Source organism: Bacillus sp. FSL K6-2839 (assembly GCF_038003365.1).
Lineage (GTDB): Bacteria > Bacillota > Bacilli > Bacillales > Bacillaceae > Bacillus.
Window position 1 is genome coordinate 2284481 of the sequence record NZ_JBBOOZ010000001.1, and the last position, 14068, is coordinate 2298548.

The window sequence follows — 14068 nt, forward strand, 5'->3', positions numbered from 1 at the left end:
TATGTGAATTGTGAACGTCTACAAAAAAATATCATTCCGGATGAAAAAATTTTCGCGTAAGAGAGGAAATGGTGCACGTCTTTCCTCCAATTTCAGAAAGAACGTGCACACTTTTCCAATTGATTATTCGCCGATAATCGTTAATTTTCTTGTTTTTTCAGCGACTGCTTCTGGATCGACTTTGATTCTTGCAACGCCAGTTTCCATTGCTGCTTTTGCTACCGCTTTTGCTACCGCTGGTGCTACACGTGCATCAAATGGTTCAGGGATGACGTATTCAGCTGACAATTTCTCATCTGAAACAAGAGAAGCAATCGCTTCAACGGCTGCAATTTTCATTTCTTCGTTAATGTGAGTTGCACGTACATCTAATGCTCCGCGGAAAATTCCTGGGAATGCCAGTACGTTGTTCACTTGGTTCGGGAAGTCAGAACGGCCAGTTCCTACAACACTTGCACCTGCTGCATGTGCATCTTCTGGCATGATTTCTGGATTTGGATTCGCCATAGCGAAGATGACAGGATCTTTTGCCATTTTTCCAACCATTTCTTTTGTTAGAGCGCCTGCTACTGAAACCCCGATGAAGACGTCTGCGCCTTCAATGACTTCTTCTAATGAACCTTCTTTACGGTCTTGGTTCGTGAATTTAGCGACTTCATTTTTCACTGTATTCATACCGTTCGGGCGGCCTTCGTAAATTGCGCCTTTTGTATCGCACATGATGATATCACGTACACCGAAATGATATAGAAGCTTGATAATCGCAATTCCCGCTGCTCCAGCGCCGTTTGCCACCACTTTGATGGAGGACATTGATTTTCCAGACAGTTTCAGGGCATTTACAAGTCCTGCTACTGTGACAATCGCTGTTCCGTGCTGATCATCGTGGAACACTGGAATGTTTGTCTCTTTTTTCAAGCGCTCTTCGATAATGAAGCAGTTTGGAGCTGCAATATCTTCAAGGTTGACACCGCCAAACGTTGGCTCAAGAAGCTTTACTGTTTCAACGATTTTGTCTACATCGTTTGTCGCAAGCGCGATTGGGAAGGCATCAACGCCCGCGAAGCTTTTGAATAATACAGCTTTTCCTTCCATTACTGGTAGAGATGCTTCTGCCCCAATATTACCAAGCCCTAAAACAGCGCTTCCGTCTGTGACAACAGCGACCATATTGCCTTTCATTGTATAATCATACACTTTGCTTGTGTCGTCATAAATATCTTTACATGGTTCTGCAACACCAGGTGAGTAAGCCAAGCTCAAGTCTTTTGCATTTTTCACTTGTACTTTTGATTTTGATTCGAGTTTGCCTTGATTCTCTTTGTGCATATGTAATGCTTCTTCTCTTAATGACATGTGATGAACACTCCTTCAAGTGGAAAATGATTTAATGAATTGCTAAGTTGATAAGCACATACTGGCAGTTTTAAATACACAGAATCTTTAAAATGATAACACAATAGGTGAATTTGTAAAACATATTCAGGTGATTTGTCATCATTTAATCACAACGTTTTGTTCACCAAGCAGCTCTTTTAACTGGAAAATCACAGCATGATCTGCATGAACCTTGTATGCATCTGGAAGTCTCACTGTCTTTTTTTGCTTCTCATAATACAAATAGACATCTGCTTCTCCGCTGTGCATCGAGATCACCCGCTTTACTTGCTCTAGCAGTTCCTGCGTATGGCTTTCTTCTTTCACCCGAATGTAGACAGACTCTTTTCTTTGTGTGCCCATCTCTTCAAGCAGAACGGCTTCTTGCACGATGATTTGGCTGCTGTCATTTCTGACATCTATTCTGCCTTCAACATAAAGCATGGCGCCCTCCTCAAGTAAGGGGGACAGCTTTCTAAATTGCTCTGGAAAGACGACGCCTTCCATTTCTCCCGTTTCATCCCCAAATGTGACAAATGCCATCGATTGTCCATTTTTTGTCCGAATCGATTTCACTTTTGTCAAAAGACCACCCATTGAGATCTTTCGCTTTATATAGGAAGAAAGTCTGATGATTTCCACTGCACCATTCTCTCTTAAGCGATCTCGGTACGTTTGTACAGGATGATTTGATAAATATAACCCAAGTGCCTCTTTTTCAAATTGCAGGAGATCGACAAGCGGCAGTTCTTCTATCTCCGCATATTTTGGCTTAATGGAGAAGGTTGTATCCCCCAGAAAGTCCAGTTGATCATCTGGATTTAAAAATGACACGTGGTCTAATGCAATATCTATTGATGCCAATAACGAAGCACGATTTGGATAAAGCTCATCCATCGCCCCTGAAAAAATGAGCGCTTCAATCGTTTTTCGGTTGACACTCTTTGCTGATACTCTTGCGCAAAAATCAAATAAATCTTCAAACGGCTTTTCCTGTCTTGCCCTGTATATATCCTTTACAGCTGACACTCCGACATTTTTGATCGCTCTTAAGCTGTAGCGGATCTCCCCTTTTTCAACCGTAAATGGAAATTCACTCTTATTAATAGAAGGCTTCAACACAGATATCCCTTTTTCCTTTGCCTCATAGAAATATTGAGCGACTTTGTCTTCATTTCCAATCACACTCGTTAAAAGTCCGCACATAAAATATAACGGATAATGCGCTTTTAAGTAAGCAAGCTGAAAGCCAATCATGCTATATGCAACAGCATGGCTTCTATTAAAACCATAGTTTGCAAATTTGACGATTAAGTCATAAACGTCATTTGCAATGTTAACAGGATACTCCTTTTTTAGGCATCCTTCAACAAAATGGCTTCGCTCTTCATCAAGGACCTTTTTATCCTTCTTCGAAACTGCTCTTCTTAATAGATCTGCCTCACCCAGCTGAAAGCCTGCCATCTTCGCCGCAATCAGCATGATTTGCTCCTGATAGACGATGACCCCATATGTGTCCTTTAAAATGTCATACAAATCAGGATGCGGATAAGAGACCTTGACTCTGCCGTGCTTTCGGTCGATAAAGAGCGGGATATTCTCCATTGGACCTGGACGGTAGAGGGCATTGACCGCCACGATGTCTTCTAAACTAGAGGGCTTCAGGCGTCTCAGCACCTGACGCATTCCTTGTGATTCAAGCTGGAAAATCCCAGTTGTATCTCCCGCTGATAACAATTCAAATGTTTTCTGATCTTCATATGAAATGTCACTAAAGTTAATGTGGACGTTTTCCTGTCTTTCAATCTGGTTTTTAATGGATTCAATTAAGGTTAAGTTTCTTAGTCCTAAGAAATCCATCTTTAAAAGTCCGAGATCTTCTAAATAATTCATCGCATACTGCGTTAAATACACACCATCATGGCCGTCTTGAATTGGAACGACCTCTGTCAGCGGCTCCTCGCTCAGCACAACGCCGGCTGCATGTGTCGAGGTATGTCTTGGCAAGCCTTCAACCTTTAAAGCGGTTTGAAAGACCTTTCGAAGCTCCTCGGATTGCTGGAGCATCGTTTTTAATTCAGGGGATGCAGTCACCGCTTCTTTCAGCGTCGTTCCTGGCTTTGACGGAATCAGCTTTGCAAGACGGTCCGCAGCCTTTGAATCAATCCCCATCACACGTCCAACATCTCTTAAGGCCGCCTTTGCTGCAAGTGTTCCAAACGTGACAATTTGTGCCACATGCATGTCTCCGTATTTGTCTTTTACATAAGAAATGATTTCATCTCTTCTCGTATCGGGGAAATCAATATCAATATCTGGCATACTGATTCGCTCAGGATTTAAGAAACGCTCAAACAACAGACCGTGACGGAGCGGATCAACATCTGTAATAAACAATACATACGCAACAAGTGACCCTGCTGCCGATCCACGTCCTGGCCCTGTGACAATGCCTTGATCATGGGCATACTTCATAAAATCCCACACGATGAGAAAATAATCACTGAAATTCATTTTTTGGATAATGCTCAGTTCGTACTCAAGTCTTTTCACATACGTATCATTTGAAGCAATCTTTCTTTGCTTCATCCCTTCTGCGCACACTCTGCGTAAAAACTGATCTACTGTTGATTGATCAGGAGTCGGATAGGAAGGGAGTTTTGTCTGCCCAAGATTTAAATCGACTTCACAGCGGTCTGCGATCTCCACCGTTCTTGTCAGCAGCTCCTCATCTTGCGCATACCATTCCTTCATTTCTTCAAGGGTTCTGAAATGCTTTTCTCCTCGGTCTTCCTCAATCTCTGACAGCTGCTGCCCTGCTTTAATGGCTTTTAAACACGTATAGGCGGTTTTGTCTTCTCGATTGATATAGTGGACATCTCCCGTCGCAACAAGAGGAATCTCCGCACTTTTTGAGACGTCCCTGAGTTTACCGGCAAGCGATTCGTCTTGCTGAAATGGCTGAAGTGCGATGTACACATGTCCCTCACCGAAAATATCTTTCAATTGTTTCGCCGCATCATGCGCTTCTTCTATCTGATCATGCTGAAGCAGCGTTTCAATGTAGCCAGAAGCGCCTGGCGTAATGGCAATGAGCCCGCGGTGATAGCTTTTCAGCCATTTTTCTTTCAGTCCAGCTTTTGATTTTGATTTCAGCACACTGCTGATTTTGATCAAGTTTTGATAGCCTTCATTGTTTTTGGCAAGGAGTACCAAGGGATAAGCCTCTGTCTCTTGTTCATCTATGAAGACAGAAGCTGTTAAACCGATGACCGGCTTGATGCCATGTTTTTTACATTCCTTATAAAATTCAACCGTTCCATACATCACATGGTCATCGGTAAGAGCGAGCGCCTTGCAGCCAAGTTCTTTCGCTTTCAGCACGAGCTCCTTTACTTTTGCCGCACTGCTTAATAAGCTGTATCCACTGTGGACCTGAAGATGAACATAAGACATGCTTAATCCACTCCTTTCGTCTAAAGTCATTCTTTCATTATAAAACGCGATGCGGTGAGAAACAAATGTTCTTTCTTTTCTGTCCGTTCATACTTGTCCCGCACACACCATATATTGAATAGAGTGAGGTGGACACAATGGATGTGAAGGAAGCTTTTATTCCGAATTTTATTAGCTGTTATTTTATTGCTCTTGGGGTCATTTTGGGCGGTGCCATCATAGGTGGTGTTGGTGCTTATTTATCTGGTCAGCCGCCTTTATCCATTATTACGAGTCTTGCCAACCGTTTAAAGATTTGGGCGCTTGTCGCAGCTATCGGTGGAACTTTTGATGCCGTTTATAGCTTTGAAAGAGGCATTTTCGAAGGGAACACGCGTGATATTTTCAAGCAGATTTTATTAATTGTCTCTGCCATGGGCGGTGCACAAACAGGTTATCTCATTATTACGTGGCTCACACAGGAGCATGTGTCATCATGAGGGTGCCGGAGCTGTACAAACGTCCAGGCTGGCAGCGTTTTTTTGCAGGGATGATGTTTGGCGCGATTGTGAGCTGGCTCATTTTCCTCTTTACATACGGAACCTTTCAGGAAAAGCAGGTGACACAGCTTAGAAGCCAGCAGCACCATATGGACAGTCTGAAAGAACAAATCACACTCTATCGGGAAGATTTGCATAAGTTAAATGAGGATAATAAACAGCGGCTGCTGATCCAAAGCGTAGATGTCCATCTCGTCAATCGTGAGCAATATAAAATCCCAGAGCCAGATACGCTGAAATTTGAAGATCAGGTCAAAGAGGATATCTCAGAGGTCATTACAAAGGATATTGAAAGTGTCTATAAAACAAAGGAATTATTAAAACGGACGGTGGAAAACAAAGAATATACCATTCGGGAAAAGGCATACCGCGCCAAAGTGACAGAGCTGACGATTTATACGAAGCTTTCACTTGAAGTGCGCATTTCATTTGCTGAATAAATGATCATGTGGAATTTTTATGAATTTCTGCCCTCAATGATCGCTTTTCCCTCATTATTTTTATACACTAAAAGTAGAACGAGATCTAAAACAGAAAGAGGTGAGGACAATGGAGGTTTATAGCTATCGTCAAATGGCACGAGACAAAGCAAGCCGGATCAAAGACGGCATGTGTGCTTATGCTGAGACAGAAATGATGGCTCATTTAATTAAAAAAGAATTAAAGCATCAAAATCTCCAAGCCTATGAAGATTCAACTGACATCGGCTGCTGGTTTATCCCTGTATGCAAGTAACCCTTTTCTCCATGACAAAAAAAGAGAGAGGGGACTTGAAGCCCCCCTCTCTCATGATGATGATTTACATACTTCTTCTAAATCACGCAAAATCTCATCTGCCACGGCCCAATCATAAATAGACGCACCAGCTGCAAGCGGGTGGCCGCCGCCATGATATTTTTTCGCAATGGTATTAATGACGACGCCTTTCGAGCGGAATCTAACACGAATCTGATCGTTTTCTTCCACAAAAAAGACCCATGCCTTAATCCCTGCAATATTTCCAAGTGTCCCAACAAGCTGTGAGGCTTGCTGCGCTGTTGTTTGGAACGATTCCAAAATATCGCGCTTAATGAAAACAGAGGCGACCCCATTCTCTGACAAAGAAATATGTTGAAAAATATAGCCATTTAATTTCACGACATTCAAGTCCGTCTCATACAATTGATTGAAAAGGTCTGAAGATGAAAATGGATATTCAATAAGCTCTCCAGCATATTTGAGCGTCTTTTTCGTCGTGTTTGGGAAAAGGAAGCGGCCTGTGTCTCCTACAATGCCGGCATAAATGAGTTCAGCCGCCTTTGTATTCAGCTGATATCCTTCTTCTTTCCCCTCTAAATACAATTCATAAATCATTTCGCTCACAGAGCTTGCCTCTGTATCCACCCAAAGCAAATCACCATACGGATCTTCATTTGGATGATGGTCAATTTTCATCAGCTTATCGCCCATTGAATAGCGCTGATCGTCAATTCTTGCTTGATTGGCTGTATCACAGACAATGACAAGGGCATCTTTGTACACGTCATCCGGAACCTCATCAAGTTCATACAAAAATGAAAGGGATGGCTCCGGGGTTCCTGTCGCATAAATATTTTTTTCTGGATAGGTGGCACGCAAGATTTCCGTAAGGCCGCACTGCGATCCATACGCATCAGGATCTGGTCTTACATGTCTATGAATGATGATGGTGTCATATAATGATATGGTTCTAATCAGTTCTTTTTTCATAAAAACTCCTTCTTATCCGATACTCTTTTTATTATTAAATCATAATCTATCCTGACGGAAAAGTGAGGAATAGACAATTTATTCTAGTAAGCAAGCCTATTTACGTTTAAAATAGGGTTGTAACCACTTACAATGGAGGCTTGGCACATGCTTGTTTTGATTGTGTTTATTATTTGTTCTGCCATGTTTTATTTATACTACAAAGCAAAGAATGTCCGTACGAACCGCCCAGTCGAAAAGAAATTCTGGTCGGCTAAATCCAGTATGGCACTTGGCTGCTTTGTCCTGCTCTTCGGTGTGAATCAATTATTTTTAAACCGCTCGTCACTCGCATTTGTCATTGGATTTATTTTTGTTGCTGTCGGTATCGGCAGTACGTGGGCTGGATATAAAGCCTACAAGCATTACCTTCCGCTCTTTTTAAAGGAAGGCGAAAAAGATCACGCATAATAAGAGAGAAGGGCTAAAATGATGTTTATTTTAGCCCTTTGTCATTTTCGTCATCGCCCTTTTACGATTATCCTCTCTCCATCAGCTGCACCATCAGCATCGCTTTCCCTACGATATTCGATTGATGATATACCTCCACTTCCAGCTTTCCAAACTTGCGGCCTACTTCTAAAATATTCGGCTTGATCTGTATCGTGGATTCCATTTGAACCGGTTTTAAGAAGTAGACAGAGAGACTTTCGACAATCAGCTCCCCTTTTTTATGAGACTTTAAGAAGCGGTTGGCGGATTCAATTAAAATTTGCGTGAACACTCCATATGAAATGTTTCCGAGCTGGTTTGTCATTTGGGGTGTGACCTCATATTGATACACCGCATCTGCCTTTGGCTTATCTGTATCGGTATCTTTAAACCCTCTTGAGACAACATCATCCAGTTTTTCGCCGACCTGCGGCTGCTTTTGAATCATTTGAAGCGCCTTCAGCACATCCTGACGACTGATCATCCCAATTAGTTTCGCATAATCATCTACGACTGGCAGCACCTCAATGCCTTCCCATACCATCATTTGAGCAGCAGAGGCGACAGAGGTTTTTCCAATGACTGTCAGTGGATTTTTCGTCATCACCTTTTCAATCGGTGTAGAGCGGTCATGCCCCGCGATATCCTTTGAGGTGAGAATTCCGTGAATTTTCATTTGGTCGTCTGCGACCGGAAAACGGCCATGGCCAGTTTCATAATTCTTTTCATACCATTTTTCAAGCTTATCCTCTGGTGATAAATACACCGTCCGTTCGATCGGCGTTAAAATATCTTCCACAAGCACAATCTCTTTTTTTATTAGTTGGTCATAAATGGCTCGGTTTATGAGAGCTGCTACGGTAAATGTATCGTAGCTTGTCGATAAGATCGGCAGCTCAAGCTCATCTGCGAGCTGAATGATTTCATCATCTGTTGAGAAGCCGCCCGTGACCAGCACAGCTGCTCCTGCCTCTAATGCTTGTCTGTGTGCATTGATCCGGTTTCCGACAATCAGCAGGTTTCCAGCTGCCGTGTAGCGCATCATCGCATCAAGCTCCATCGCACCGATGACAAATTTGTTTAATGTTTTATGTAAGCCCGTTCGTCCTCCAAGCACCTGTCCATCAATAACATTGACCACTTCTGCATATGTCAGCTTTTCAATATTTTCTTTTTTCTTCTGTTCAATCCGAATGGTACCAACTCGTTCAATCGTACTGACGAATCCTTTATTTTCAGCATCCTTGATGGCCCGGTAAGCGGTCCCTTCACTCACTTTCATTTCTTTCGCAATACGCCGGACAGAGATTTTCTCTCCGACATCTAATGAATCAATATACGATAAAATTTGTTCATGCTTTGTCGCCAATCCCGTTCACCCTTTTTGTTTTCAGCGTTTTCATCTATGTTTCATTATAAGGGCAGGAGGCTTTTAATAGCAATTTGTCTTTTTCAGCACGATACACGTAAACAAAAAAAGCCGGCATTGGAATGCCGGCTTTTTGCTATGTTGATTAAATCTCAATCGATTCTCCGCTGTTTAACACATGACCAACGCCGCCATGCAGGCTGTCTGCAAATGCATGCGGGTCCTGTTCAATCGGCGGGAATGTGCTGTAGTGAATCGGCACGACCTGCTTCGCCCGAAGCCATTCGGCTGCGATTCTTGCATCGTCCGGCCCCATCGTGAAATTATCACCGATCGGAAGGAATGCAAGCTCAATATGATTCAGCTCACCGATCAGCTTCATATCTGAAAAGAGCGCAGTGTCTCCAGCATGATAAATCGTTTTGCCCTCTGCAGTAAATAAAATACCTGATGGCATGCCTGTATACGTAATCGTTTTTGCATCTTCATCAATGACAGCTGAACCATGGAACGCTTGCGTGAGCTTGACTTTACCAAATTCAAACTCACGTCCGCCGCCGATATGAAGCGGGTGCGTTTTCACCCCTTGCCAGCTTAAATAAACGGCAAGTTCGTTTGGCGCGACAACGAGCGCGTCATTGTTTTTAGCGATTTCAATGGTGTCACCGAGGTGATCTCCATGCCCATGTGTCAGTAAAATGACATCCGCTTTGACATCTTGCGGCTTGATATCTGTGTGTTTATTTCCTTTTAAAAATGGATCAATCCAAATATGGTATCCGTTTGTTTCAATGTGTACGACTGAATGTCCGTGATATGTAGCTTTCATGTGAGTATATCCACCTTTCGAATTTGATCTCATTTCATCTATTCCCTGTATAAAAAGCTGAAAAACTTAATGTCTGTGAATGACGTTAAGACCACCTGTTGCTTCAATAACGGTCCCTGTAATCAGGTCTGAGCGGTCATCGCATAAAAATGAAATGATGCGCCCTATATCCTCTCCAGTACCAGACCTGCCAATAGGCGTTTCATCGTCTTTGATCTGCCGTGCTTCTTCTATTGTGGATTCTTTCATGTCTCCAACGATTTTGCCTGGGCAAACCATATTGGCTGTGATGCCGTTTTCGGCTTCTTCAATCGCAATGGTTTTCGTCAATGACGCAAGCCCCACTTTTGCCGCTCCGAAGGCTGATCTGTGCATCCAGCCTGGTGCATGGTCTGCTCCTTGGAAGCCATACGTGATAATGCGGCCAAAGCCTTGTTTTCTCATCATGGGGATGACCATTCGGAACAAATGGAACACTGCGGATAGGTTGCCTTCCATCATTTGATACCATTCATCTTCAGAGTAATCCGCTAGTTTCTTACGTTCAAAAATATAAGGTCCAGCATTGTTAATCAAGGCATCGATCCGCCCAAATCGCTCTGCTGCCAGCTCTACCATGTTTTTTAAATCTTCTTTGTTTGTCACATCTCCTTGGACAAATTGAAGCTTTTCTTCGTATTCCTGCAATTCTTCTTTCATCTGCCGGACAGCTTCATCATCACTTCGATAATTCACTGTCACAGAATACCCCATATTCAGTAAAGACTCGGTTACTTTCCTGCCAAGTCCTTTAGAACCCGCTGTTATTAATGCGTGTCGCACACAATCTCCTCCTAAAGCAAAGGTTGCAAGTTCACATGTTTCTTATCTTTACTTTACTATAAACCAGCATCTGGCGCACTTATGAACCCTTTCTGCTATCTTGTTCTCTAAGGAAGAGGATTCTCCTTTCTGACAGCAAAAAAACCACCCGCATCATACGAATGGTTTTTTGACGTGTTACGCTAGGCAGGCTTTTGCTTTTTCTAAAGCGAGCTGAATTTGTTTAAATCCAGTTCCACCTGCACTTGTTCTTTTTTCAACAGCAACATACGGATCAAGAACGGTGTAAATGTCTTCTTCAAAAAGATCGCTCGCTTCTGTGAATGTTTCAAACGGAAGATCACTTAAGTAGATGCCTTTTTGAATGCACGTATACACAAGCTTGCCAACGATTTCGTGTGCTTCACGGAATGGCATGCCTTTTTTCGCTAGGTAGTCTGCCACTTCGGTCGCATTTGAGAAATCTTCTTTTGTTGCCTTTTTCATGACATCCTCGTTCACCGTCATGGTTTGAATCATGCCTGTGAAGATTTGCAGGCTGCCAGCAAGGGTTTTTACTGTATCAAACATGCCTTCCTTGTCTTCTTGCAGGTCTTTGTTATACGTAAGCGGCAAACCTTTCATAATGGTGAGAAGCCCCATTAGGTTGCCATATACACGGCCCGTTTTTCCGCGGATCAATTCTGCCATATCCGGGTTTTTCTTTTGCGGCATCATGCTGCTGCCTGTTGCATATGTGTCATCAAGTTCAATGAATTTGAATTCTTGAGAGCACCATAAAATGATTTCCTCACAAAGACGTGAGAGATGCATCATCACAAGGCTGCTATTAGACAAAAACTCTAAAATGAAATCCCGATCACTCACGCCATCAAGGCTGTTTTCGTAAATATGATCAAAGCCAAGCAGCTCTGCTGTATATTCACGATCAATTGGAAATGTCGTTCCTGCTAACGCTCCGCATCCAAGTGGAGACACGTTAATTCGCTTCAACGAATCTTGAAAACGCGCTTTGTCACGCTCAAGCATCCAGAAATAGGCGAGCATATGATGAGCAAAGGAAATAGGCTGTGCACGCTGCAAGTGCGTATATCCTGGAAAAATCGTTTCAACGTGCTGTTCTGCTTTTTCCACAAGCACTGTTTGAAAAGAAGAGATCAGTTCAATGATATGCTCTACTTGATTATTCAAATATAAATGCATATCGGTTGCGACCTGATCATTCCGGCTTCTCGCTGTGTGCAATTTGCCGCCAAGCGGACCAATCTCATCAATGAGCATTTTTTCAAGGTTTAAATGGATGTCCTCATAATCTACTGAGAATTCCAATTCATCTGCCTCTGCCTTTTTCATGAGCGTATTCAGTCCATCTTTGATGGCAGCGGCCTCCTCATCGTCTAGGATACCGCATGTATTCAGCATACTTGCATGAGCAAGGGAGCCGGTCAGATCTTCTTTGACTAATTGTTTGTCGAAATGAATGGACGCGCCAAACTCATCGACCCATTTTTCTGGTGTTTTTTGAAATCGGCCTCCCCAAAGCTTTTTCATGCTTTAACCTGCTCCTTTTTATTCACGATGCTGTTTACTTTTGTCGGTAAGCCCCAAAGATTAATAAATCCTACCGCAGCATCATGATCGAATTCATCTGCTTTTGTGTATGTTGCTAGATTTTCATCATAAAGTGAATATGGTGATTTACGTCCTTCTACAATGGCATGGCCTTTAAATAGTTTCACACGTACAACACCTGTTACGTTCTGTTGTGTTTCTTGTAAGAAAGCATCTAATGCTTCTTTAAGCGGTGAGAACCATAATCCGTTGTATATTAATTCAGCCATTTTTTGTTCAATGATTGGCTTAAAGTGTGCGACTTCTTTCACTAGTGTTAAATCTTCAAGCTCTTTATGCGCTTTTAGAAGTGTGACAGCACCTGGGCACTCGTATACTTCACGAGATTTGATGCCAACAAGACGGTTTTCAACGTGATCGATTCTGCCAACCCCATGCTGACCAGCGATTTCATTTAAATGAAGGATGAGATCAGATAATGAATACTGAATACCATCAATGGCTGTTGGTTTTCCTTTTTCAAACGTGATTTCGATGGTCTTAGGTGTGTCAGGTGTTTTTTCAAGTGGAGTCGTTAGATCATATGCTCCTTCTGGCGGTGCAGCCCAAGGATCTTCTAAAATGCCGCACTCGTTACTTCTGCCCCAAAGGTTTTGGTCGATTGAATATGGGCTGTCTAAGTTAATCGGAATTGGAATACCGTGCTTTTGAGCATAATCGATTTCTTCATCACGGGACCATTTCCATTCACGTACTGGTGCAAGAACTTCTAGGTCTGGATTCAGTGCTTTAATGGATACTTCAAAACGGACTTGGTCGTTTCCTTTTCCAGTACATCCGTGAGCAACCGCTACTGCATTTTCTTTCTCTGCGACTTCCACCAATTTTTTTGCAATAAGTGGACGAGATAGTGCAGATACAAGCGGATATTTTCCCTCATACATGGTGTGTGCTTGTAATGCAGTCAGTGCAAATTCTTCAGCAAACTCTTCTTTTGCGTCAATCATGTAAGACTGAACCGCTCCGACTTGAAGTGCTTTTTGTTGAACGAATGCTAAGTCTTTTCCTTCACCTACATCCAGGCAGCAAGCAACGACTTCGTATCCTTGCTCTTGTAACCATTTAACTGCAACAGAGGTATCAAGACCTCCGGAATATGCTAATACGACTTTTTTATTTTGTGACATGATTGAAAAGCTCCTCTCGCTTGTTTTGATTCTGTGAATGTTTTTTGCATAAAAATAAGTTTTAATTTATAAACATGCATTTAGTATGTATACACTGTAACAAGGAAAAATTGTTTTTTCAACCCCTTTATGAAAAAAACTCCGCCAAATTTTCTTGGCCGAGTCATTTTGGGCTATTTTTGATCCTTTTCAAGCTCTCGTAAGACGTGAGGAAGCTCTGGAATGATGAGTTTTGTCATGGCTAAACGAACAGCTCCAGTAGAGCCTGGTGTGGCAAAAACCGCTTTTTGATTGACGACCCCAGCCGTTGCCCGGGACAAGATAGCGGCTGAACCAATGTCTTCTGTATAGCTCAGCATGCGGAAGATTTCGCCAAAGCCTGGCAGCTCCTTGGAGAAAAGCGGGGTGATCGCTTCAATGGTGACATCCCTTGCGGCAATTCCTGTGCCCCCGTTTAACAAGACGGCATCTATTTTCGGTTCGCTTGTTCCCTCTAACACAGCGTCTTGGATCGCTCCAATGTCATCTTTTACAATATCGTATGCAAGAATGAGATGTCCCTGTTCTTTAAGCAAATCAATCATCAGGCGGCCGCTTTTATCTGTTTCATTCGTTCTTGTATCACTGACCGTAATAACTTTTAAATAAAGCCTCTCTTTCGCCTCACGTTTATGTTCTGTCACGCTCATTTTCTCACCGCTCCCTTTTGCTTCGTATT

Annotated in this window: 13 protein-coding genes; 4 read left to right on the plus strand and 9 right to left on the minus strand. The window is 42.7% G+C overall.

Annotated elements, in window-relative coordinates; translation table 11 throughout:
- Positions 1-123 precede the first annotated feature (123 nt).
- Both MHH26_RS11700 and dnaE read right to left on the minus strand, forming a co-directional pair.
- Entirely contained in the window at positions 124-1356 is a 1233-nt protein-coding gene (locus tag MHH26_RS11700; protein ID WP_034661854.1) for an NAD(P)-dependent malic enzyme, read from the minus strand.
- A 141-nt stretch (positions 1357-1497) separates the two neighbouring features.
- Positions 1498-4833, minus strand: a complete 3336-nt coding sequence (gene dnaE / locus MHH26_RS11705; protein ID WP_340973520.1) for a DNA polymerase III subunit alpha — start codon at positions 4831-4833, stop codon at positions 1498-1500.
- A gap of 137 nt (positions 4834-4970) precedes the next feature.
- Between dnaE and MHH26_RS11710 the strand changes: the two genes are divergently transcribed.
- The 3 genes from MHH26_RS11710 to MHH26_RS11720 all read left to right on the plus strand — a co-directional run bounded on the left by MHH26_RS11710 (position 4971) and on the right by MHH26_RS11720 (position 6107).
- Complete coding sequence (locus tag MHH26_RS11710; protein WP_034661856.1) at positions 4971-5312, plus strand: YtrH family sporulation protein; 342 nt, start codon at positions 4971-4973, stop codon at positions 5310-5312.
- Positions 5309-5812 carry a sporulation membrane protein YtrI gene (ytrI, locus tag MHH26_RS11715; protein ID WP_034661857.1) on the plus strand — a complete coding sequence of 168 codons (504 nt, stop codon included), beginning with the start codon at positions 5309-5311 and terminating at the stop codon, positions 5810-5812. The genes MHH26_RS11710 and ytrI overlap by 4 nt, the downstream gene beginning before the upstream one ends.
- 109 nt (positions 5813-5921) lie before the next feature.
- A complete protein-coding gene (locus tag MHH26_RS11720) occupies positions 5922-6107 on the plus strand; it encodes a hypothetical protein (RefSeq protein WP_003216400.1) in 186 nt (61 codons plus the stop codon).
- 51 nt (positions 6108-6158) lie between these two features.
- On the opposite strand, the gene MHH26_RS11725 is transcribed toward MHH26_RS11720, so the two are convergent.
- Complete coding sequence (locus MHH26_RS11725; RefSeq protein ID WP_034661858.1) at positions 6159-7100, minus strand: DHH family phosphoesterase; 942 nt, start codon at positions 7098-7100, stop codon at positions 6159-6161.
- A gap of 147 nt (positions 7101-7247) precedes the next feature.
- On the opposite strand from MHH26_RS11725, the gene MHH26_RS11730 reads away from it, so the two are divergent.
- Positions 7248-7550 carry a YtpI family protein gene (locus tag MHH26_RS11730; RefSeq protein ID WP_003216665.1) on the plus strand — a complete coding sequence of 101 codons (303 nt, stop codon included), beginning with the start codon at positions 7248-7250 and terminating at the stop codon, positions 7548-7550.
- Between the two features lie 67 nt (positions 7551-7617).
- Here MHH26_RS11730 and MHH26_RS11735 read toward each other — a convergent pair whose 3' ends face one another.
- From MHH26_RS11735 to MHH26_RS11760, 6 genes are all read right to left on the minus strand, one after another.
- The gene (locus MHH26_RS11735) at positions 7618-8940 is read right to left on the minus strand and encodes a CBS domain-containing protein (protein WP_106031188.1); all 1323 of its coding nucleotides are present in this window, start codon (positions 8938-8940) and stop codon (positions 7618-7620) included.
- Between the two features lie 145 nt (positions 8941-9085).
- Positions 9086-9769: a metal-dependent hydrolase gene (locus MHH26_RS11740; RefSeq protein WP_060596988.1), complete on the minus strand. Its 684-nt coding sequence runs from the start codon at positions 9767-9769 to the stop codon at positions 9086-9088.
- 66 nt (positions 9770-9835) lie between these two features.
- Positions 9836-10591 carry an SDR family oxidoreductase gene (locus MHH26_RS11745; protein ID WP_008343153.1) on the minus strand — a complete coding sequence of 252 codons (756 nt, stop codon included), beginning with the start codon at positions 10589-10591 and terminating at the stop codon, positions 9836-9838.
- Positions 10592-10768: 177 nt separating this feature from the next.
- Positions 10769-12142 carry an argininosuccinate lyase gene (argH, locus tag MHH26_RS11750; RefSeq protein ID WP_106031185.1) on the minus strand — a complete coding sequence of 458 codons (1374 nt, stop codon included), beginning with the start codon at positions 12140-12142 and terminating at the stop codon, positions 10769-10771.
- Complete coding sequence (locus MHH26_RS11755; protein WP_095285567.1) at positions 12139-13350, minus strand: argininosuccinate synthase; 1212 nt, start codon at positions 13348-13350, stop codon at positions 12139-12141. Before MHH26_RS11755 ends, argH begins: the two co-directional genes overlap by 4 nt.
- 173 nt (positions 13351-13523) lie before the next feature.
- Complete coding sequence (locus tag MHH26_RS11760) at positions 13524-14039, minus strand: MogA/MoaB family molybdenum cofactor biosynthesis protein (protein WP_340973524.1); 516 nt, start codon at positions 14037-14039, stop codon at positions 13524-13526.
- Positions 14040-14068: the final 29 nt, after the last annotated feature.